Annotated in this window: 17 protein-coding genes and 1 riboswitch; of the genes, 10 read left to right on the top strand and 7 right to left on the bottom strand. The window is 63.8% G+C overall.

What is annotated here, in order from left to right; genetic code table 11:
- The first annotated feature begins 10 nt into the window (after nucleotides 1-10).
- Complete coding sequence (locus AC07VL_RS09565) at nucleotides 11-2263, top strand: RelA/SpoT family protein (protein ID WP_494805622.1); 2253 nt, start codon at nucleotides 11-13, stop codon at nucleotides 2261-2263.
- Between the two features lie 140 nt (nucleotides 2264-2403).
- Here AC07VL_RS09565 and AC07VL_RS09570 read toward each other — a convergent pair whose 3' ends face one another.
- The 3 genes from AC07VL_RS09570 to AC07VL_RS09580 all read right to left on the bottom strand — a co-directional run bounded on the left by AC07VL_RS09570 (nucleotide 2404) and on the right by AC07VL_RS09580 (nucleotide 5004).
- Nucleotides 2404-3354 (bottom strand): cation diffusion facilitator family transporter, encoded by a 951-nt coding sequence (locus AC07VL_RS09570; protein WP_494805623.1) that lies wholly within the window; start codon nucleotides 3352-3354, stop codon nucleotides 2404-2406.
- A 117-nt stretch (nucleotides 3355-3471) separates the two neighbouring features.
- Nucleotides 3472-4347, bottom strand: a complete 876-nt coding sequence (locus AC07VL_RS09575) for a pirin family protein (protein WP_494805853.1) — start codon at nucleotides 4345-4347, stop codon at nucleotides 3472-3474.
- 57 nt (nucleotides 4348-4404) lie between these two features.
- Nucleotides 4405-5004, bottom strand: coding sequence for an FMN-dependent NADH-azoreductase (locus AC07VL_RS09580; protein ID WP_494805624.1), 600 nt, complete (start codon nucleotides 5002-5004; stop codon nucleotides 4405-4407).
- 114 nt (nucleotides 5005-5118) lie between these two features.
- Between AC07VL_RS09580 and AC07VL_RS09585 the strand changes: the two genes are divergently transcribed.
- Complete coding sequence (locus AC07VL_RS09585; RefSeq protein WP_494805625.1) at nucleotides 5119-6024, top strand: LysR family transcriptional regulator; 906 nt, start codon at nucleotides 5119-5121, stop codon at nucleotides 6022-6024.
- Nucleotides 6025-6039: 15 nt separating this feature from the next.
- Here AC07VL_RS09585 and asd read toward each other — a convergent pair whose 3' ends face one another.
- Nucleotides 6040-6888, bottom strand: a complete 849-nt coding sequence (gene asd / locus AC07VL_RS09590; protein ID WP_494805626.1) for an archaetidylserine decarboxylase — start codon at nucleotides 6886-6888, stop codon at nucleotides 6040-6042.
- Between the two features lie 239 nt (nucleotides 6889-7127).
- Between asd and AC07VL_RS09595 the strand changes: the two genes are divergently transcribed.
- The 6 genes from AC07VL_RS09595 (at nucleotide 7128) to AC07VL_RS09620 (ending at nucleotide 14572) form a co-directional block, all read left to right on the top strand.
- On the top strand, nucleotides 7128-9350 hold the full coding sequence (locus AC07VL_RS09595) for a TonB-dependent receptor plug domain-containing protein (protein WP_494805627.1): 2223 nt from the start codon (nucleotides 7128-7130) through the stop codon (nucleotides 9348-9350).
- A gap of 119 nt (nucleotides 9351-9469) precedes the next feature.
- On the top strand, nucleotides 9470-10708 hold the full coding sequence (locus AC07VL_RS09600) for a DEAD/DEAH box helicase (RefSeq protein WP_494805628.1): 1239 nt from the start codon (nucleotides 9470-9472) through the stop codon (nucleotides 10706-10708).
- 67 nt (nucleotides 10709-10775) lie between these two features.
- On the top strand, nucleotides 10776-11393 hold the full coding sequence (locus tag AC07VL_RS09605; protein WP_290603925.1) for an LON peptidase substrate-binding domain-containing protein: 618 nt from the start codon (nucleotides 10776-10778) through the stop codon (nucleotides 11391-11393).
- A gap of 150 nt (nucleotides 11394-11543) precedes the next feature.
- Nucleotides 11544-12287 carry a DNA-binding protein gene (locus tag AC07VL_RS09610; RefSeq protein ID WP_494805629.1) on the top strand — a complete coding sequence of 248 codons (744 nt, stop codon included), beginning with the start codon at nucleotides 11544-11546 and terminating at the stop codon, nucleotides 12285-12287.
- A 292-nt stretch (nucleotides 12288-12579) separates the two neighbouring features.
- Nucleotides 12580-13572, top strand: a complete 993-nt coding sequence (locus AC07VL_RS09615; protein ID WP_494805630.1) for a chemotaxis protein CheB — start codon at nucleotides 12580-12582, stop codon at nucleotides 13570-13572.
- A gap of 52 nt (nucleotides 13573-13624) precedes the next feature.
- Nucleotides 13625-14572, top strand: coding sequence for a cupin-like domain-containing protein (locus tag AC07VL_RS09620; protein WP_494805631.1), 948 nt, complete (start codon nucleotides 13625-13627; stop codon nucleotides 14570-14572).
- 3 nt (nucleotides 14573-14575) lie between these two features.
- On the opposite strand, the gene AC07VL_RS09625 is transcribed toward AC07VL_RS09620, so the two are convergent.
- Complete coding sequence (locus AC07VL_RS09625) at nucleotides 14576-15481, bottom strand: DMT family transporter (protein WP_494805632.1); 906 nt, start codon at nucleotides 15479-15481, stop codon at nucleotides 14576-14578.
- A gap of 51 nt (nucleotides 15482-15532) precedes the next feature.
- Between AC07VL_RS09625 and AC07VL_RS09630 the strand changes: the two genes are divergently transcribed.
- On the top strand, nucleotides 15533-16090 hold the full coding sequence (locus AC07VL_RS09630; protein WP_494805633.1) for a helix-turn-helix domain-containing protein: 558 nt from the start codon (nucleotides 15533-15535) through the stop codon (nucleotides 16088-16090).
- Between the two features lie 7 nt (nucleotides 16091-16097).
- Here the strand turns inward: AC07VL_RS09630 and AC07VL_RS09635 are convergent, their stop codons facing one another.
- Nucleotides 16098-16829 (bottom strand): class I SAM-dependent methyltransferase, encoded by a 732-nt coding sequence (locus tag AC07VL_RS09635; RefSeq protein ID WP_494805634.1) that lies wholly within the window; start codon nucleotides 16827-16829, stop codon nucleotides 16098-16100.
- Nucleotides 16830-17049: 220 nt separating this feature from the next.
- Here AC07VL_RS09635 and AC07VL_RS09640 point away from each other — a divergent pair, with 220 nt between their 5' ends.
- A complete protein-coding gene (locus AC07VL_RS09640; protein WP_494805635.1) occupies nucleotides 17050-20922 on the top strand; it encodes a DUF3857 domain-containing protein in 3873 nt (1290 codons plus the stop codon).
- On the opposite strand, the gene AC07VL_RS09645 is transcribed toward AC07VL_RS09640, so the two are convergent.
- Nucleotides 20919-22181: a voltage-gated chloride channel family protein gene (locus tag AC07VL_RS09645; protein WP_494805636.1), complete on the bottom strand. Its 1263-nt coding sequence runs from the start codon at nucleotides 22179-22181 to the stop codon at nucleotides 20919-20921. The two genes, AC07VL_RS09640 and AC07VL_RS09645, sit on opposite strands and share 4 nt — an antisense overlap.
- A 95-nt stretch (nucleotides 22182-22276) precedes the next feature.
- Nucleotides 22277-22351, bottom strand: a riboswitch (Fluoride riboswitch).
- Nucleotides 22352-22356: the final 5 nt, after the last annotated feature.

Below are 22356 nucleotides of genomic sequence, written 5' to 3' on the forward strand. Positions count from 1 at the left end.
AAGGTATCACATGGTTTCCATCTCGGCCCCGAATAGCGCCACCTCGGAACAACTGGTAGAGGGCCTGAGTGCGCCGGACAGCGCGCGCGTGCTGGATGCGCTCGCGTATGCCACCGAAGCGTATGGCGACAAGCAGACCTTCGCCGGCCGCTCCGCGCTGGAGTTCGCCATCGGAGTGGCCACCACCCTGGCTTTCCTGCGCAGCGATGCGGAAACGCGCATCGCCGGCCTGATGTTCGAGCTGACCCTGCTCGAGCCGGACACCGCGGCCGATATCGAGCCGCGCTTCGGCAAGCAGGTGTGCGACCTGGCCACGGGCGTGCGCCAGCTGATCCGCTTGCGCGCCCTGACCCAGGCTCAGCATGGCGGCAGCGCCGGCCGGGGCAAGAATGCGGCGCAGCAAGCCGTGGCCCAGGTGGAAACCCTGCGCAAGATGCTGCTGGCGATGGCCTCCGACATGCGTGTCGTGCTGGTGCGCCTGGCAGCATGCGTGACGACCTTGCGCTATTTTGCTGAATTGAAACTGTTCAACGAAATGACGCGCGAGTACGGCAAGGAAACCTTGGACTTGTATGCGCCGCTGGCCAACCGCCTCGGCATCTGGCAGCTGAAGTGGGAACTGGAAGATTTGTCGTTCCGCTTCATCGAGCCGGAAGCGTACAAGCGCATCGCCAAGATGCTGGAAGAAAAGCGCATGATGCGCGAGGGCTTCGTATCCTCGGCGATTCTGCGCCTGCAGACGGAGCTGGCGTCGGCCGGCATCCAGGCGGAAGTATTTGGCCGCCCGAAACACATTTACAGCATCTGGAACAAGATGCGCGGCAAGGAACTGGACTTCACGGCCCTGTACGACGTGCGCGCCTTCCGCGTCATCGTTGCCGACGTGAAGACCTGCTACACGGTGCTGGGCGTGGTCCACAATATCTGGACCCCCATTCCGAAGGAATTCGACGATTACATTTCGCGGCCAAAACCGAATGGCTACCAGTCGCTGCACACGGTGGTGACGGCGGAAGACGGCCGGCCGCTGGAAGTGCAGATACGCACGAATGAAATGCACAGCTTTGCCGAATACGGCGTGGCGGCGCACTGGCGCTACAAGGAAGAGGGCGGGTCGAACTTTGCCGGCCAGAAATACGACGAAAAGATCGCCTGGCTGCGCCAGTTGCTGGCCTGGAAGACGGAGGTGGCCGACGCCGTCGTGGGCCAGGAAGAAATCCAGCGCGAATGGGTGGAAAAACTGAAATCCGCCACCCTGGATGACCGCATCTTCGTCATGACGCCGCAGGCGCGGGTGCTGGAATTGCCCGTGGGCGCCACGCCCGTCGATTTTGCCTATCATTTGCATACGGACGTGGGCCACCGCTGCCGTGGCGCCAAGGTCGACGGCATCATGGTGCCCCTGAATACGCAGTTGAAGAATGGCCAGACCTGCGAAATCATCACGGCCAAGGGCGCGCCGGGCACGGCCGGGCCGTCGCGCGACTGGCTCAGCGCCGGCTACGCCGTCAGCACGCGCACGCGGTCAAAAATCCGCGCCTGGTTCCATGCCATCGACATGCAGGAAACCCTGGCCCACGGCCGCGCGCTGGTGGAAAAGTCGCTGCAGCGCGAAGGCAAGACGGCCGTCAACCTCGAGGCGCTGGCGCAAAAGCTGGGCTTTGCCAAGGTCGACGAGTTGTTCCTGTCGGTGGGCAAGGATGAATTCAGCCTGCGCCACGTGGAGCAGGCGCTGCACGACAATGGCGAAGTGGTGGTGCCGGAAGACGCCGTGCTGGTGGGCAAGAGCCGCGCCTCCAGCGTGGAGCAGGGCGCCAAGTCCGGCGTGCTGGTGGTGGGTACCGAGGGCTTGATGACGGTCCTGGCCAAGTGCTGCAAGCCGGCGCCGCCGGACAGCATCGTCGGCTTTGTGACGCGCGGCAAGGGCGTCTCCATCCACCGCGCCACTTGCAAGAATTTCGAGGAAATGCGCGCTAAGGCGCCCGAGCGCGTGATTTTTACCGAGTGGGGCAGCACGGGCGGGCACGATACGGTGTATCCGGTCGACATCTTTATTTTGGCCGGCGACCGCCAGGGCTTGCTGCGCGACATCTCCGAAATCTTTTCGCGCGAAAAGATCAACGTCATCGGCGTCAACACCCAAAGCGCCAAGGGCCAGGCCCGCATGACGTTTACGGCCGAGATCAGCTCGACGGCGCAGTTGTTGAAGGCGCTGAATGTAATTAAAGACGTGAGCGGGGTGCTTGAGGCGCGCCGTAGCTGACGCCTGACCAAACCTACTGCGCGTCGGTATAGGCGGCCTGCGATGCTCACCGTACCTTCGTACGGTTGCGCTTCTTAGCCACCTCTCCCTTCCGCTCGCTACGGTTTTGTCAGGCGTTGTGACGCTTGTTGAACCTGGTGTTAATGCGTCTTGTCGCCTTCATGCAAGCCCGCCATCGTGGCCGTCTCCGGCTGCAGGGTGATGTGGTCTATCCCATGCTTGGCCAGCAACATCTTCTTGATCGCGCGCAAGACCTTTGGCCAATGGTCGAGGTGCTCGATTTCCACGTGGCCGATCAGGGCCGGCTGGCCCGGCGACATGTCCCACACGTGCAGATCGTGCACGGCAATCACGCCGTCCACTTGCTCCACGTCCGTGCCCACCTCGATGTAGTCGAGGTGTATGGGCACGCCTTCCATCAGGAAGTGGTAGGACTCGCGCAGCACGCCAAACGTCGATTTCAGGATCAGCAGGGACACTAGCACGGACAGCAGCGGGTCGATCTGCATCCAGCCCGTAAAGTAAATCACGGCGCCCGCGACGATGGCGGCGACTGAACCGAGCATGTCTCCCATCACGTGCACGAGGGCGGCGCGCGTATTCACGCTTTGCTTGTCCTTGGACAATACCCACGCCACCACCAGGTTGATCAGCAGGCCGATGAAGGCGACGATGAAGACCATGCCGCCCTGCACGGTTTGCGGGGCGGAAAAGCGCAGCACGGCTTCATAGCAGATCCAGCCCACCACGCACAGCATGGCCAGCCCGTTGACGAAGGCGGCCAGCGCCTCGGCGCGGCCAAAGCCGAACGAGTGGCGCGGCGATGGCGGGCGGCGCGCGATAATCTGCGCCAGCAGGGCCAGGCCCAGCGCGGCCGCGTCCGTGACCATGTGGCCCGCGTCGGAAATCAGGGCCAGCGAATTGGACAGGAAGCCGGCGATCACCTCGATGCCGGCAAACGACAGGGTCAGGCCCAGCGCCCATGCGAGGATGCTCTGGCTGCGGCCCTCGAAAGAATGGGTGTGCTTGGCGTCGCCTTTGCGGTGCGCGTGCAAATGGGTGGCGTCGTGTTCGGTGTGCGTCGGCTGCATGGCATGCTTTGTGGATTGAGGTTGCCGCCAGTGTAATTGAAAAGCAACAAGATAGTCGGCACGACAAAAAACCTGCAAGCCCGGAGGCGTTGCAGGTTTTTTCTTAAGCAAACATTTTTACTGCGCGGCAGTCTCGCCAAACTTGCCTTCGCGGAAGTCCTGCACGGCCTGGAACACTTCCGCCTGGGTATTCATGACGAAAGGACCGTACTGGGCGATGGGCTCGTTCAAGGGCTTGCCGGCGACGAGGATCACGCGGCCACCGTTGGGCGCCGCGATGCGCACGCCGTCGCTGCCCGGCGTGTTGGCGAAGATGGCCATGCGCAGGGCAGGCACGGCCTTGCCGTCCACCTGCACTTCGCCGCGAAACGTGTACAGGAAGGCGTTATGGCCTTCCGGCAAGGGCTGCTCGAAACTGCTGCCTGCCGGCAAGTCGATATCGAGGTACAGCGGCTGCGTCACCTCGCGCTGCACGGCGCCCGCCACGCCATGGCTGGCGCCGGCGATCACTTGCACGGCCACGCCCCCGTCCGTCGTGTAGCGGGGGATTTCGCTGCTCGTGAAATCGCGGTACCACGGCGTGCGCATCTTGTCGCGCGCGGGCAGGTTCAGCCATAGCTGAAACCCTTCCATCACGCCGTCTTCCTGCTCCGGCATTTCCGAGTGGATCACGCCGCTGCCTGCTGTCATCCATTGCACGCCGCCCGACGTCAGCAAGCCTTCGTGGCCCGCGCTGTCCTTGTGGCGCATGCGGCCCGTGATCATGTACGACACCGTCTCGAAACCGCGGTGCGGATGCTCGGGGAAGCCGGCGATATAATCGTTCGGCTGGTCGCTGGCGAAGTTGTCCAGCATCAAAAACGGGTCGAGGCGGCGCTGCAGCTGCTGCGTCAGCACGCGGTTGATCTTCACGCCGGCGCCATCCATGACGGCCTGGCCGGCGATCACGCGCTCGACGGCGCGTGGCTTGGTGACGGTGGTGGTATCGCTCATCATTCTCTCCTCTAGGCCAGGGCGGCGCCAGTGCGCCGTCCCTTTCACTGCTGGGGATTACACCAGAATCGCGTTGATCTCGGCGTCCGCCTGGGCTTGCGCCTTGGCCACGGCTTCCGGACCCATGCCCATGCCTTCCGAATACACGTATTGCACGTCGGTCATGCCCAGGAAGCCGAACATGGTGTTCAGGTATGGCACCTGGCTGTCGTTGGCGCTGTCGCGGTGCAGGCCGCCGCGGGACAGTCCCACGTAGACTTTCTTGCCGGTCAACAGGCCCACGGGGCCGTTTTCCGTGTACTTGAAGGTGACGTTGGCGCGGGCAATCGCGTCGAACCAGCTTTTCAGTTGCACGGTGATGCCGAAGTTGTACATCGGCGCGCCGATGACGATGACGTCGGCCGCTTGTACCTGGGCAATCAGGGCGTCGTCCAGGGCGATGCGGGCCGCCTGTTCCGGCGTGCGCTGGTCGGCTGGCGTGAACAGCGCCTGCAGGGTCGGCTCGTCGAGCACGGGATGCGGTTCGGCAGCCAGGTCGCGGCGTGCCAGGGTGGCTTCAGGATTGGCTGCTTGCACGCGGGCAACGATGGCATCGGCCAGGCGGGTCGAGGCGGAACCGGTGCTGCGGGCGCTGGAATTAATTTGCAGGATGTTCATCTTGTTTCTCCGTTGTGAGGTGTCTTGCGATGGATGAACTATAGCAATTCCAAAATCGATGCGGAAGCCGTTAAAATGGATAACATTAATCCACTCATGGAACAATGAAACGATATGGACATCGATCCCGGAGATTTGCTGCTGTTTGCCCGCGTCGTCGAATGCGGCAGTTTCAGTCGCGCCGCCGTGCGCGTGGACTTGCCCAAGTCGACCCTGTCGCGGCGCATCTCGCAGCTGGAAGCGCGGCTGGGCGAGCGCCTGCTGCTGCGCACCACGCGCAAGCTGGCGCTGACGGAATTTGGCGCCAGCCTGCTCGAGCATGCGCGCAAGGTGGTCGAGGAAACGGAGGCGGCCGGCGCGCTGGCGCAGCACCGCCAGGCGGGACCCAGCGGCCTGCTGCGCATTTCCATGCCGGCCGACTTCGGCGACGCGCTGATGCGCCAGGTGCTGGCCGAATTCGTGCGCCGCTACCCGGCCATTTCGCTGGAACTGGACTTGTCGGCGCGCCGGGTGGATTTGCTGGAAGAGAACTTCGACCTGGCCATCCGCATGGGCAACCTGCCCGACGACGCCAGCCTGGCGGCGCGCCGCGTGGCCTTCAGCACCCTGGCGCTGTACGCCTCGCCGCAATACACGAGCGTGCACGGCTTGCCCGAGCATCCCGACGATCTGTATGGCCACGATTTGCTCAGTTTGCCACGGTCCGTGCATGGCCTCGTGCACTGGACTTTGATCCGCGGCAAGACGACGTGGGAACGCGACTTGCCCGTGCGCCTGCTGGCCAATTCGCCGGAATTGCTGGTGCGCATGGCCTGCACGGGCGTGGGCATCGCGGCCAGCACGGACCGCTTTGCCAAGGCGTATGTGGCGACGGGGGAACTGGTGCGCGTGTTGCCGGAATGGAGTTTTCCGCTGGTCACGGGCTGGGCCGTGTTTCCCGGCCGGCGCCTGATGCCGGCCAAGACGCGGGCTTTCCTGGACTTGATGGAGGAAATGTATCAAACGGACGCGCCCGTGTAGGCGCGTCCCGTTGGCTTATCTGGGCAGGTTGCCCATGACTTCACCCAGCTGCACGGGGCCGGCCGGCTGCCAGCCGGCATTGAATGCCACGGTGTCTTTCGGGAACAGCATGACGACGGTGGAGCCGAGCAGGAAGCGGCCCAGTTCTTCGCCCTGTTTCAGCACGACATTGTCGTTCGCATAGCTCCAGTCGCGCACCTGGCCCGTGCGGGGCGGGTTGACGACGCCGTGCCAGACGGTGGCCATGCTGCCGACGATGGTGGCGCCCACCAGGGTCATGACGAAGGGGCCGTGGGCCGTGTCGAACACGCAGACGACGCGCTCGTTGCGGGCGAACAGGCCGGGGATGCCGCGCGCCGTCGTCGGGTTGACGGAGAACAATTCACCGGGCACATAAATCATGCGCGTCAAACGGCCGTCGCACGGCATGTGGATGCGGTGGTAGTCGCGCGGGCTCAGGTACAGGTTGGCGAAGCTGCCGTGCTCGAACCGGGCCGCCAGGGCCGCGTCGCCGCCCACCAGGGCCGTGGTGCTGAAGTGGTGGCCCTTGGCCTGGAAGATCTGGTCCTTGTCGATCGTGCCGAACTGGCTGATGCGGCCATCGACGGGGCAGACGTAGTCGGCCTTGGCCAGCGGACGGGCATCGGGGCGCAGGGCGCGCGTGAAAAAGTCGTTGAAGCTGGCGTAGTGCGTGATGTCCGGGTCCAGCGCCTCATCCATGTTGACGTTGTAGCGGCCGACGAACCAGCGGATCAACCGGGTGGTCATGGCGCCGCCCTTGGCGCCGGCGATGCGGCCGGCGAAGTTGGTCAACGCTCCCTTGGGGAGCAGATATTGGGGCAGGACGGCAAGACGGTCAGACACGATGGGAAGCCTTTGACGGGGGGATGGGAACAATGATGAAAACGCATTATAGCGGCGATGTGGCGCGCAATGATACGGGCCGCGCGGCACGGTGGCTTTCCTGGGCTTGCACCGAATTTAATTTGCTATAGGAAATATTTTCAGGAAACTGTGCCATAAGAGCAAAATTGCCGCAAAATACGGCTGCCTGTTTTTTAGCATTTAGCCATTTTTATTCAGCCAACTTTTTCAGCCCAGTCATGATGCCACGCCGTACCCTGCGCCTCACCGTTGTTGCCTCCGCCGTCCTGTTTGCCTGCCATGTCCAGGCCCAGCAATCCGAAGCATCCGCCGCCGATCCCGTCCCCGCTACGCCGCCGAAGGCGGAAAAGCCTGCGGCGCCCGCCATGCAGACGGTGGAAGTCAAGGGCAGCGGCTATGATCCGCGCCGCGACGATACGGCCAGCAAGATGATCGTCAGCAGCGAGGAAATCCTCAAGTATGGCGACACGAATGTCACCGACGTGCTCAAGCGCCTGCCCGGCATTACGGTGTCCGGCGCGGCGGGGCGCTCCGGCGGCGAGATCCGCATGCGCGGACTGGGCAGCGGCTACACGCAGATCCTCCTCAATGGCGAACGGGCGCCGGCCGGCTTCTCGCTCGACACCCTGTCGCCCGACGTCATCGAGCGCATCGAGATCCTGCACGCGGCCAGCGCCGAATACAGCACGCAGTCGATCGCCGGCACCATCAACGTGGTGCTGAAGAAGGCCGTCAAGACGGCGCAGCGCGAAGTGAAGCTGGGCGTGCAGGGCAGCAAGGTGAGTTTCTCGCCCACCTTGAATGTGCAGCTGTCCGACCGCGACGGCAATTTTTCGTATTCGCTGGCAGGCGCGCTGTACCGCTTTGATTACCACTACGACAATCCGGGCATGGATCTCGCCTATTTGCCCGATGGCAGGCAGAGCTTGCAGCGCCGCGTGAATGGCACGGGCGACGGCCGCTCCCAGGGCATCAACCTGTCGCCCAGGCTGAACTGGACGCTGGCCGGCGGCGACACCCTGACGGCGCAGTTTTTCCTCAGCGCGGGGCGCAGCGAAAACCGCAGCCACAGCCGCAGTGAAACCGAGCTGGGCATGCGCCCCGATTACGATACCACCGATAGCCAGAATGACAATGATTTCCGTTACGGGCGCGCGGACCTGACCTGGGCGCACAAGCTGGAAGGGGGCGCCAAGCTCGAGCTCAAGTTCGGTGCATCGGGCAGCGGCAGCACGGCCGATGGCCACCCCGTGGGCTACATCGACGGCGTGGGGCTGGCGCTGGACCGCACCGTGCGGGTGGAAGCGTCGGAGCGGGGCCTGTCCTCGACGGGCAAGTATGCGGCGCCCTGGGTCCCTGGCCATGCCTTGTCCATGGGCTGGGACGGCGCCTTCACGCGGCGCGAGGAAGACCGCTGGCAGCGCGAGCTGGCCCTGCCTGGCGGCCGCCCGCCCGTCAACAGCGACGAGGACTACAACGCCGACATCAAGCGCCTGGCCCTGTATGCGCAGGACGAGTGGGAGATCACGCCGCGCTGGTCCATGTATGCGGGCGTGCGCTGGGAAGGCATCGACACGCGCAGCGATGGCGACAGCTTTGATGCCGTGCAGCAGCGCAGCAGCGTCTGGAGTCCGCTGCTGCAAACCCTGTGGAAGTTGCCCGATACCAAGGGCGACCAGGTGCGCCTGGCCCTCACGCGCACCTACAAGGCGCCGCAGACGGGCAGCCTGATTCCGCGCCGCAGCCTGTCCACGAACAATAGCCAGAGCGAGCCCGACCGCGAGGGCAATCCGAACCTGAAGCCGGAGCTGGCGCTGGGCATCGATGCCTCGTACGAGCATTACTGGGCGGAAGGCGCCTTGCTCAGCGCCCGCGCCTCGGCCCGCCGCATCGACGGCTACACGCGCCAGGGCTTGCTGTTCATCAATGACCGCTGGGTCTCCACGCCCGTCAACGACGGCCGCGCGAATACGCAGACGGTGGAACTGGAAGCGAAGTTCCCCCTGCGCGCCGTGCTGGCCGCGCCCGTGCCCGCGCTGGACTTGCGCGCCAGCATCAGCCGCAACTGGTCGCAGGTGGAGCAGGTACCGGGGCCGAATAACCGGCTCGACCAGCAAACCCCCGTCAGCGGCAATTTCGGTCTCGATTACAAGACGCCGGACGGCGTGCTGACGACAGGCGGCAGTTTCAACTTCCGCAATGGCGGCCCCGTGCGCATCACCGAGCGCCAGAGCGCCTATACGACGCCGCGGCGCGATCTCGACATCTATGCGCTGTGGAAATTCGATGCGAAGAACCAGCTGCGCCTGGCCATGTCGAACCTGCTGGCGCAGGATTTTGAAAGCAGCAGCAGTTACACGGACGCCAGCGGTACCATCATCCGCAACAGCATTTCACCCAGCTCGCCGCAGGCGCGCGCGACGATGGAAATGAAGTTCTGACGGACAAGTTTTATCGGTGAAAACCGTGGCCGGCAGCCCCGCTGGCCTATAATCTCGGCAATCGCGCGCACGGCCCGTCCGTGCGCGCCGCCTTTTCCTTTGCCAAGATTGCCTTTCCCATGACGTTTTCCTCCCTCGGCCTGATCGATCCCCTCGTCCGCAAACTTGAAGAGCTCGGCTATGCCAAGCCCACGCCCGTGCAGGCGCAGGCCATTCCGGCCGTGCTGGCGGGGCGTGACCTGATGGCCGCCGCCCAGACGGGCACGGGCAAGACGGCCGGCTTTGCCGTGCCCTTGCTGCAGCGCCTGACCCTGGAAGGCGTGGTGGCGCCCCAGTGTGTGCGCGTGCTCGTGCTCGTGCCCACGCGCGAACTGGCCGAGCAGGTGTATGCCAGCTTCCGCAGCTATGGCGGCAATTTGCCGCTGCGCAGCTTTGTCGCCTATGGCGGCGTGCCCATCGAGCCGCAGATCAGCAAGCTGCGCAAGGGCCTGGACGTGCTGGTGGCCACGCCGGGCCGCTTGCTGGACTTGCAGACGCAGGGCGCCGTCAAGTTCGAGCAGGTGCAGACCCTGGTGCTGGACGAGGCCGACCGCATGCTGGACCTGGGTTTCGAGCGCGAACTCGATATATTGCTGATGACCATGCCCAAGCAGCGCCAGACCCTGCTGTTTTCGGCCACCTTCTCGGACGCCATCCGCGCCATGGCCAAGACCATGCTGAAGGAGCCCGTGTCGGTGGAGGTGAGCGCGCGCAACAGCACGGTCAAGGCCGTGAAGCAATCCGTCATCGTGTGCGACAAGAAACGCAAGCCGGAACTGTTCCTGCACCTGCTGAAGAAAAAGCGCTGGGGCCAGGTGCTGGTCTTCGTCAAGACGCGCAAGGGCGTGGAACAATTGGTCAACACCTTGCTGGAGCAGGGCGTGCGCGCCGATTCCATCCACGGCGACAAGACGCAGCCGAACCGTCTGCGCGCACTGGCCCGTTTCAAGGCGGCCGAGGTGCAGGTGCTGGTGGCCACCGACGTGGCGGCACGCGGCCTGGACATCGACCAGTTGCCCGTCGTCGTCAATGTCGACTTGCCGACGGTCGCGGAAGACTACATCCACCGCATCGGCCGCACGGGCCGCGCGGGCGCCTCGGGCGAGGCGATTTCCCTCGTCTGCGCCGATGAAGTGGAATTGCTGTCGGCCGTGGAAGCGCTGACCCGGCAAACCCTCAAGCGCAGCGAAGAGCCAGGTTACGAAGCGGAGCACCGCGTGCCGGGCACGTCCGCCGGCGGCACGATCCAGAAAAAAGCCGTCAAAGTGCTGGCGCCGAAGGCGGCCGAGCGGGCGAAAAAACGCCGCTTCTACAAGTAAGCGGGAAAGTTCGCCAGGCAGGGCAAGGCGCGCTGCACGGATATGCCATTCGTGCCATCATGCGCCTATGACCTCGATACCTTTGTTCCCGCTCAATACGGTGCTGTATCCCGATGGCTATCTGCCCCTGCAGATCTTCGAGGTACGCTATCTGGACATGATACGCCAGTGCATCATGGGCGAGCAGCCCTTCGGCGTGGTGCAGCTGCTGGACGGCACTGAAGTGCGCAAGCCGGGCCAGCGGGAAACCCTGGCGCCCGTGGGGACCCTGGCGCGCGTTATCGACTGGGCCGCGCCCCTGTCGGGCTTGCTGCAAATCAAATGCATGGGCCAGCAGCGCTTCCACATCGTGGCCAGCGAACAGCTGAAACACGGCTTATGGACGGCGCGGATTGAAACCTTGCCGCCCGATAAGATCATTCCCATCCCGCAGGAACAGCAGAACGTGGCCGATGCCCTGGGCGCGCTGATACGCACCTTGCAGGAACAAAAGATCCCGCCCGAGCAGATGCCGCTGCAGCCGCCTTACCGGCTCGACGAGTGCGGCTGGGTGGCGAACCGCTGGTGCGAACTGCTGTCGCTGAGCGCCATGCAGAAACAGCTGCTGCTGAGCCAGGACAATCCCGTGCTGCGCCTGGAACTGGTGCAGGACATGCTGACCGAAAACGGCCTGCTCGAAGAATGAGGCGCCGGGCCGCATGCTTGCACGCGATTCCGTTGTGCAATTGCAATTTCTATTGAGAAATACTTTACGCTTTGCCGCCGCTGGCATAAGATGATGCCCCTGGGAAAGATAGTCCCAGATGACCCTGAGCAATATTCAAGAGTGGACGACATGGCAAAAGTAAGCGCGGAACAGATCAATGCGGCAATGGAAGCGCTGGCGGGAGAAGGCCAGGCCGTCACGCTGCGCGCCTTGCGCGAGCGGCTGGGCAATGGTGCCTGCCTGGGCACCATCAGCAAGCTGCTGCAGCGCCGCAAGGCCGGCGCCCAGCGCCAGATCGCCGCTGCCGCCGAGCTGTCGCCCGTGCTGCAAAAGGCCATCCTCGATTTTGTAGGACAGGAGTTGAGCGCCAGCCACAGCGCGCATGAAGCCGAGATGAACGACAATCAACAGGAATTGATGGACCTGGCCAGCGAGAACGAACGCCAGCAGGAATTGCTCGACCAGCAGGCAGGCGAGCTGGCCTCCCTGCGCGAGGAACTCGAGCGCGAGCGGCAAGTGGCGAACCAGGCCCGCACGGACCTGGCCAAGGCGCAGCTGCGCCTGGAAGGCTTGCCGCGCCTGGAAGAGGCGGCCGAGCAGGCGCGCATGGACCTGGCCAAGGCACAGTTCAAGCTCGAAGGCATCCCCCGCCTGGAAGAGGCGGCCGAAGCGGCCCGCGCCGAACTGATCCAGGCCCAGCTGAAGCTGGAAAGCCTGACCCGCGTGGAAACGGAACTGGCCACGGTGCGCCTGGAACTGGAAGCGGAGCGCGAAGAGCTGGGCGAGACGCGCGCCGAGCTGGACGAAGAGCGCACCCTGCGCATCAAGGCGCAGCAGTTCATCGTCGATCCCATCTTCAAAACGCCTGTCTGAGGACGCCTGGCCCAAGCTGCTGCGCGTCGGTATAGGCGGCCTGCGATGCTCACCGCACTTCAGTGCGGTTGCGCTTCTCGGCCACCTCTACCTTCCGCTCGCGACGCTTTTGCCAGGCGTCGATACGTTGACTGTTTGATGCGGCAGCATCTTGTTGACGGGCCTGGTGTGACGCCGCGTCCATAAGATGAAGCTGGTCAAGTCTGGTGCGCCCTATGTTAAGCGGCGCACGGAAGCGGGATGCCCGGCACCGCAGAATGACTGCGGGACGGATCGCGCGAAGGGGGCTGGCATGGAGGCGTTGATACTCATCGGTGCTTCCGTGGGCGGCATGGAAGCATTGTCCGCCATTTTTTCCGCTCTGCCCGCCAGTATGCCGGCCCCCGTGCTGGCCGTCGCGCACCTGGGGGCGCGCCATAGCGTCTTGCCCGAGATCCTCGGCAAGACTTCCGCCTTGCCCGTGCGCTTTGCCGAGGAGCGCGAGCCCGTGCGGCCCGGGCGCATCCTGCTGGCGCCGCCGGACCGGCACATGCTGGTCGTCAGCGCGGCCGGCCAGCCCAGCATCGAACTGACGCGGGGACCGAAGGAAAACCACACGCGTCCCGCCATCGACCCCCTGTTCCGCAGCGCGGCGGCCGCGTATGGGCGCAAGGCCGTGGGCGTGATCCTCAGCGGCTACCTGGACGACGGCACGGCGGGCTTGCAAGCCATCAAGGCCTGCGGCGGCAAGGCGCTGGTGCAGGAGCCGTCGGAGGCCGTGGCGCCATCGATGCCGCAAAGCGCCATCGACCACGTGGACGTGGACTGGCGCCTGCCGGTGGCGCAGATCGCGCCGGCCCTGCTGGCCCTGGCCAGCGGCAAGCCGGCCTCGGCCCAGCCGGCCCAGCCGCAGCAGCCTGCACCCCACTGGATCGCCATGGAAAACCGTTTTGCCCGGGGAGTGGGGAACATGGAACAACTGGAAAAGATCGCCTCGCCATCGACGTTTACCTGCCCGGAATGCCAGGGCACGCTGTGGGAATTGCACGGCCAGCAGCCGCAGCGCTTTCGCTGCCATACGGGCCACGGTTTCACGGCGAAAATCCTCGGCGAAGTGCAGCACGACAAGGCGGAAGCGGCCATCTGGGCCGCCGTGCGGGCCTTGCAGGAAAAGGAAAGACTGTACCTGGACCTGGCCGCCAAGGCACATGCCTGGCTGCATCCGGGTGCGGCCAGCGAGTACGGCGCCAGGGCGCGCCAGGCGCGCGAGCAGGCCGATGTGCTTAGGCGGACCTTGCTGGCTTAAAATAGCACCCTGTCGCGCCGTGCCGCGCACGCGTCTATCGTAAAGAAGGTTTATGTCAGCAGAGAAAAATTTGCCGTCCCCTCCCGCAGCCGTGCCCGGCGCGCCCCGCGCCTTGCCGCCCCGGCCACCCGCCAGCTTCAGTTCGCCCCAAGAGGCGCTTGCCCACAAGCAAGCGCGCGAGGACAGGGATGCCCAGGTGCGCGGCGTCACCTCCATCCACGCCATGCGCGAGGCCATCCGCCACGCGGCGCGCGCCTTGCCTGCCATCACCGAGGTGCCGCGCCTGGGCATGCTGGACGCTGCCGCCTTCCGCGCGCGGGCCGCGCAGGGCCTGCCATTCCTGATGCGCGGGCTGGTGCAGCGCTGGCCCCTGTCCGCGCTGGGACCGGAAGTCTTGCGCGAGCGCTACGGCCACGTTCCCGTGCGGGCGCGCGTGGGCGACTACATCAACACGGCCTTCGCGGCGGACCGCGCCATGCAGGACATGTCGATGGGGGACTACCTGGACCTGGTGGACGCGGGGACGCATGCGCTGCCGCCATACCTGGGCAACCTGGAATTGCGCGAGCTGAACCGCCTGTGCCACTGGCCCGCGTATTTCGACAAGATGGGCCCGCCGCGCTTCTGGGTAGGGCCGGCCGGCACGGTGACGCCCTTGCATTGCGATTACGACGACAATATCTTTGCGCAAGTGTGGGGCCGCAAGCGCATCTTCCTGTCGCCGCCGCACCACGATGCCTTCCTGTATCCCAGCGAAGCGAACGCCATCCTGTTCGGTTCGCCATTCGACCCGGAAGCGCCCGATTTCGCGCGCTTTCCCCTGGCGCGCCAGGCCTGCCTGATCGAATGCATCGTCGAGCCGGGCGACATGCTGTACGTGCCCGCCGGCTGGTATCACCAGGTGCGCGCGCTGACGTTTTCCCTGTCCTCGAACCGCTGGGCCAGGGCCGTGCCGTTCGCCCTGCGTGGCGAACCGGCGCTGCGGCGGGAAGTGGAATAGTCGCTATGGCTGAACGGCTTTGGCCGTGCCAGTGCGCCGCTTCGGCCGCCACTCGCTGAGGATGCCGGCGGCGATGATCAGGATGGCGCCCGAGATGGCCAGGGCCGGCAGGCGTTCGCCGGCGATGCGCCCGATCACGCCGGCCCACACGGGCTCGCCCGCATAGATCAGGGTGGCCTTGGTGGCGGAAATGCGCTTTTGCGCCCAGTTCATCACATATTGAATCAAGGCGCTGGCACAGCCCAGGGCCAGCACGCTGAAGATGAAAGTCTTGCTCAAGGCTGGCGGCGCTTCGCCCATGACGGGCATCAGCAGCAGGGCGATCAGCGAGGCCGTGGCCAGCTGCACGATGGTCACGCGCAGGATGTTCAGCTGCGGCGAGACGCGGCTGATCAGGATGATTTCCAGGGCGATGGCGATGGCGCCCACGGCCGTCATCAGCTCGCCCGTGCCGAACTCCATGCTCAGGCCATCCGTGCCGGTGAGCATCAGCAAGCCCGCGAACGCCAGCGCCACGGCCGCCCAGACGGCAGGGCGGGGCCGCTGCCGGAAGACCAGCCATTGCACCAGGGGCACGATGGGCACGTAGAAGGCCGTGATGAAGGCCGACTTGCTGCTCGTGATATGCATCAGGCCATAGGTTTGCAGCGCGTAGCCGCCAAAGATGCTCACGCCGATGGCCATGCCCGTGAACAGCTCGGCCTTGCTCAGCTGCTTCAGCTGGCCGCGGCAGATCAGGGCGCCGATGCTGGCGGCCACGGCAAAGCGGGCGGCCACGAAGGCCAGCGGGCCGCTGACCGTCACGGCATGCTGCACGATGAGAAAAGTGCCGCCCCAGATGAAGGTGATGGCGATCAGGGCCAGTTCGGGCAGGCCGAGGGCGGGCGGGGGACTTGCGTGTGTTTTCATGGGAGGCTATGCTATGAGCAAAATATTTCCCATCATCATAGGAGCAATATATTGCGCAGTCAAGCCGAGGCCGGTGGCGTACTGGAACACCTGGCGAAAAATCTGCGGCGTTTGCGCCTCGCCGCGGGCCTGAGCCAGGAAGAGCTGGGGCGCCTGTCGGGCCTGAGCCGGCGCATGGTCAACGGCGTCGAGGCGGGCGGCACCAATATCAGCCTGGCCAACCTCGACCACGTGGCTGCCGCCTTGAACGTGGCCTTCGTCGACCTGGTGCAGCCGCCCCGGCAGCCGCACGACAGCTTGCGCGTACTGATGTGGCAAGGTGTCTCGCCCGCCAGCCAGGCCGTGCTGCTGGGTGCCGCGCCCGCCAGCCGCCAGGTGGAACTGTGGTCGTGGACCCTGGCGCCGGGCGAGCGCTACGATGCGCAAGCGGATCCGCCCGGTTTCAGCGAAATGCTCTACGTGCTGGAGGGCGAGCTGCAGCTGGAACTGGCGGCGGAAACAAAACGGCTGGCCACGGGCGATTTTTTCGTGTTCAGCAGCGCGCAGGCGTACAGCTATGTGAATGCGGGCGAGGCCATCCTGCGTTTTACGCGCAACGTGGCCAGCTGAGGGCGCCTTACGGGAAGCGGCAGCCGATGAGCAGCAGCATCGGCCGCTCGCGTTCTTCCGCCAGGGCCGGCTGCTGCGCCACCTGTTCGTCGGTCGGTCCCCATTCTTCCACATGTTCCAGCTGGAAGCCCGCTTGCAGCAAGGCATTGATGGTCGTGCCCAGGGTGCGGTGCTGCTTGACCACGCCGGGCGCCAGCCAGTCGGAGACGCGCGCTCCTTGCTGCTGGTAACTGTCGACGGGCCAGGTCTTGCGGCCTTGCCCATCCGTCAGCCAGCCGGGCTGGCGCGGCGCCATGAAGATCGGGTGCTCGATGGAAAACACCAGCTTGCCGCCCGGTTTCAGGCCGTGGCGGATGGCGGCCAGCAGGGCGGCAAGATCCTCGATGTACTGGAAGGCCAGCGAACTGTAAACGAGATCGTAGCTGGCCGGCGGCAAGGCCAGTTGTTCCAGATCAAGCCTGGCATAGGCGAGCGCCGCGTATTCCCCCATGCCGCCGGCCTGCGCCAGCATCTTTGCCGATACGTCCAAGCCCAGCACCCGCGCCGCACCCGCTTGCGCGGCCCAGCGGCAGAACCAGCCATAGCCGCAGCCCAGGTCCAGCACGTGTTTCCCCTGTACATCGGGCAGCATGGCGCGCAGGGCCGGCCATTCGGGTGCCGCGTCGAGTCCGCCGATCGAGCGGGGCAGCTGGCTGTAGGCCGTGAAGAAGGCGTCGTTGTCGTAGATATTCTGGGTCATATCATTCCTGTCCTGGAGCCATGCCTGCATGGCGCCAGTCTTGTCCACGCAGGAAGTTGGGCAGACGATGCATGCACGATGATTTGATTTTTTATTAATTTTTCAATTACAATAAAAACACGGCTGGGTATTTTTTCATGCGGTTGGGCTGGCCTGAAAAAGCATTTGTACCGCTGCCCTTGTTTTGATGGGTACCCATTTGATCCATTCCCGAGCTCCTATGCGCAAACTTTTAGCGGTGCTGGCAGGCAGCATGATACTTGTCTTCGTTCAACCCGCAAACGGCAGCAGCATCGCCGCAGCCGTGACGAAGAAAGCTGCAATCCCCCCGACGCACCAATTCAGCCGCGGCCTGGCTTTGCCGGGATGGGCAGATCCCTTGCTGGACATACCTGTAACCGAGCGCAAGGATCCCGCCGTGATGCGTCTGGCCGAGACCCAGGCATGGGTGGGGGGCAGGAGTGCGGTGTTGCACAATCGTGCCATTCAGGTCAATGAGCAGTCGGCATTGGCTGCCATCGGCCAGTTCAGCATCGACTATTTCCCCGCGTATCAGAAACTGCATTTGCATCGCCTGGTCATCTTGCGTGGCACGCAGCGGATGGATCGTACGCAGGGCGTCAATGTACGGCTGCTCGAACGAGAAACCGGTATTGATGCGGGCCTGTACGAGGGGGCAATGACGCTGCAATTATTGCTAGACGACATACGCGTGGGCGACACCCTGTGGATTACCTACAGTATCGAGGGCAGCAATCCGGTGTTTGGCAAGCAATGGTCCAGTGAGTTTTCCTGGGATGCCTGGATGCCCGTCGAGCGTCGCAGCCTGACGGTGTTTCATCCCCACGACCGCCCCATGCATTGGCGCCTGCTGGGTGATTTCCAAGCTGCACCGTTGACACCTCATATTTCCCGCCAGGGGCGCACAGAGCGGCTGTGTTTCGAGCAGCGGGGCCTGGAAGCTCTTGAATCGGAAGAGTTCGTTCCCAGCGATTATATGCCTGGACGCGCGCTGCAGATGAGTGAGCACCACGACTGGAACAGCGTCGCCAGGTGGGCCAACGGCCTGTTTCCCCCTGCGCCGGTCACGCCGGCCTTGAAGGCACTGGCGGACCAAATAAGCCGGCAACCGACTCCAGCTGCCCGGGTGAGCACGGCCTTGCGCTGGGTCCAAGATGAAGTCCGTTACTTCAGCGTCTCCATCGGCGAGAATTCGCATCGTCCGCACACGCCGGATACCGTGCTCAAGCGGCGCTACGGTGATTGCAAGGATAAAAGTTACCTACTGGTCAGCTTGCTCCAGCAGCTAGGAATACCCGCCCGCCTGGTCTTGCTCAACGCCCGTGCACCGAAGGCGCCAGCGAAAATCATCGCCTCGCCTGCCATGTTTGACCACGTGGTCGTGCAAGTGCGGCTTGACGACCGCACTTACTATGTGGACCCAGTTGCAAGCGGACAAAAGTTGACGCTGGAGAAGCTTACTACGGTCTTTGCGGGCGCATACGGACTGGTGGTTGACACTGCATCTACAGGTTTGACGGTGTTGCCCGAGCCCGGCGATGCAGGACCCGTGTACGAACACTCTGACGACATCAGCATCGGCAGCTTCGATGGCGATGCCGTCCTGGAGACGCGCCAAATCTTCCGTGGTGCTTATGCCGAGGCGATGCGCGCGGCAGCGCCCCGCCTGTCCAGCAACGACTTGGCGAAGAGCATGCTGGAACGCTATGAAAGCCTGTACCCGGGCTTGGCGTTGATGACTCCGCCCCGCATGGAGGATGATACAGAGGCGAATGTCTTTACCATGTCGGGGCGCTACAAGCTGCCCAGGCCTGTGCGCCAGGAGGATGGCGCTTATGTGATCGACTATGCCAGCCATATTCTGGAAGGAAGCTTGGGACTGCCGAAAAAAATCGTGCGCAATTACCCCCTGGCGTTGCCCAAGGGGAGGTATGCGTCGCGCTATCGCCTGCGGATCGAGTGGCCGCCTACCGTGCGCGTCAATCAGGACATAGGCAGCAAGGTTATCGATAATCCTGTTTTCAGCGCGCGCAGCGAGTTGACGCTAAAAGGTAATGTCCTCGACTACATGCTTGATTATCGGGTCAAGCAGGCTGTCGTGCCTGCGGCCGACGTACCAGCCTTGCATGCACAGGCGAAATTGCTGGGAGCGTATGCGGAATCGGCTTTCCGCATTCGCTACGATGCGGTGGATACGCCGGAGGTGAGCGCCATGTCATTCTCCTTGCGCGAGCGCGATGCCATGCTGGTCGCTAGAAGCGGCCATGCCGTTTCGCAGTCCATGGAGGCAAACCAGACTACACCGGAAGGTATGGCGAAAGCGTGCGATCTGCTCATCAATGCATATCGCCTGAGCGACCTGGCGACGGACGATATATGGGCCATGTTCGGAACAGCGGCGCAGGCGTTGCGGGAGGAGCCGGGCGCCGATGCAGCGCTGTGTCTGGCGCGCTTGTCCTATGTGCTGGGAGAATTTACTCAAAGTGTTTCCCTCTTTCAAAGTGTTTCCTTGCATGACGACAGCCCGTACTGGCGTGAACTGGCCTGGGCACAGGCATATGCTGGCGACGACCATGCCGCCCTGGCGACCATGTCGGCTTATCGGGTCGCACGGGGTGCTGCCGGCACGAGCATCGCCGCAGGTTTGGACCTGGCTGACGAGATCATCCTGGCACAGAGAGCGCGGCAGCCTTTGTCCCCCAAGGTAGAGCAGTTAGCCAGGGAAATTCCGGATGGTGTCTGGCCTCGTCCCTTGCTTGCGATGCTGGTTGGGGAGCTTGGTACGGATGCCTTGCTCAATCTGATAGACACGTTTCCGGCCGATAAGCGGGAGCTGGCATTGAACGACAGCTGGTTCTATATCGCTCAGCAAGCCCTGCTGGCCAACGATCTGTTGGTGGCTAGGCGGGGTTTCCTGTGGTATGAGGTGGATGGCTTGCGCAGCTCTGCCCAATATGAACGGGCGCGGAAGGAAGTTGACAGGTGGAAACAACGAGACGAAAACTTCTATCTAGGTCAGGCTGCTTTCAAGCGCGGAGATTATGCGACAGCTGTGGAAAAATGGCGCGCCAGCGCGGACGCGGGTTACTCCGCGGGACAATATGAAATGGGCACCTTATATTTACACGGAAAGTATATTCCGCAGGATTATCAGCTGGCCAAGTATTGGTTTGAACTGGCTGCGGCGAATGGCGACGAGGGGGGCATGAATGCGCTGGCGTGGATGTTCTGGGCTGGCGAGGGCGTCCCGCTGGACCAGGCCGCGGCGGTACAGTGGTACGCGAAGGCCGCCGAAGCGGGGAGTGGAAACTCGGCATATAACCTGGCACTCTCCTATGAACGCGGGGAAGGCGTTGCAAAGGATATGCAGCAGGCATTCGTCTATATGCGCATGGCTGCGGAGCGCAATATCGTGCAGGCGCAGGGGGCACTGGCAGTCTATTACCTGGACAACTTGCACTTGAATTATCCCAAGGCCCTGCGCTGGGCTACCCGTGCTGCAGCACGAGACAATGCGACCGGAATGTTGGCCTTGGGTAACATTTACTATCATGGCCTGGGTGTGCCGGAAGATAAGTCCAAAACCATAGCACTTTATCAGCGGCTCGATGAGCAGGGCAATGCCGAAGGCAGGGCGAGGCTGGCTTACTTTTACGCCCGTGGATTGGGCGTCAAGCGTGACCTCAGCCGGGCGTTTAGCCTGTATCGACAGGCGGCAGACGATGGCAATCTGGTGGCCACGAATAACCTGGCTGATATGTATGAGAACGGCAAAGGCGTCGCGCAGGACTATGCCCAGGCGTTGACGTTATATCGCCTGGCAGCCAAGGGCGGGCAAAGCGCCGCGTTGCTCAGTCTATCCGGTTTATATGAAAACGGGCAGGGTGTGCAGGCTGATCCCGTGCTGTCCTACACCTATTGTAAGCTTGCTACACATGTCGATAGCCAATATGGCGCGGAGCGGTGCACGTCCTTGGCGGCGGCGCTTGATGCCGGAAAAATCGCCGCTGCTGATGCCTTTGCGCTAGCTTGGAAGCCGGATATGGACTTGCCGGTAGCGAGCAGTCTTTAACCGCGCTTGTCATTTTTCGGCGGGGCTAGTTGTCGCTTGGCATGCCCGCTGCGCTGCGCCCGGTAAATGCCCGCATGGCCGGAAAACAGGTAGGCGACGACGCAGGCGATGGCCGCGTACACGCCAATTTCTACGCCGAACAGTTCCATGGCCATCAGGGTCGAGGCGATGGGCGTGTTGGCGGCGCCCGCAAACACGGCGACAAAGCCGATGGCGGCCAGCAAGGCGACGGGCTGGTGCAGCACAGGCCCCAGCGCATTGCCCAGGGTGGCGCCGATAAAGAACAGGGGCGTCACCTCGCCGCCCTTGAAACCCGTGCCGAGAGAAACAATGGTGAATGCCATCTTGCCGAGGAAGTCCCACGCGGGTAGCGGCTCCTGCAAGGCATCGACGATGGTGGGAATGCCCAGGCCGATGTAGCGGTCCGTGCCCAGCAGCCACACGGCGAGCGCGATGATGACGCCGCCGGCCAGCGGACGCAGAGGGGCGTAGGCAATCTTGCGCTTCATCCAGCTGCTCACGCCGTGCGTGGCGTGCGCAAACAGTTTACCGGTTACGCCGAACAGCACGCCGGCGATGACCATCGCGCCCAGGGGCCAGGCCGAGAGGGCGGGAATCAAGGGCACGGCGTAGTGCGTATGCTGCACCCCCCACAGCAGGCCCACCTGGTCGGCGATGACGGCCGCAAGCAGGCAGGGCAGCATGGCTTCGTAGCGCAGGCGGCCGATGGCCAGCACTTCCAGGCCGAAGAGGGCGCCCGCCAGCGGCGTGCCGAAGACGGAAGCGAAGCCGGCGCTGATGCCGGCCATGAGGATGATGCGGCGGTCTTCCTGGTCCAGGCGAAACAGGCGCGTGAGCTGGTCGGCCAGTGCGCCGCCCATCTGCACGGCCGTGCCTTCGCGTCCCACGGAGGCGCCGAACAGGTGCGAGACGACGGTGGCACCCAGCACCAGCGGTGCCATGCGCAGGGGAATGATTTTTTTCGGGTCGTGGATTTCGTCGATGAGCAGGTTGGCGCCCCCTTCGACCGCGCTGCCGTAGCGCAGATACAGCCAGCCGACGGCGAAACCGGCCACCGGCAGCAGCCAGATCAGCCAGGCATGCGCCAGCCGCGTGCGCGTGGCCCAGTCCAGGGCGAACAGGAAAGCGGCTGAAGCGGTGCCGGCCAGGATGGCCACGGCAGCGGCGATCAGCAGCCATTTTAGGAGATGCAACAATAAATCGGCAAGGGCAGTCAGGGAGGGCGGAGGTCGTGTCATCGTGCGCGTCCAGTCTGGCGTGGGTCGGACCTGGACAGGCGGCGGACGATGCATGAACGCGGCCCGCGTGCCTGCATCTTTCCGGTTGTCCAGGAAAGCGTGCAGGCATCATCAGCCCGAAGGCGGTTCACGAAGAAATCCGTGGGAGGAATGCCATCTCCAGCCAAAATTCTAG

It is taken from the genome of Janthinobacterium sp. GW821-FHT03C08 (genome assembly GCF_059420905.1).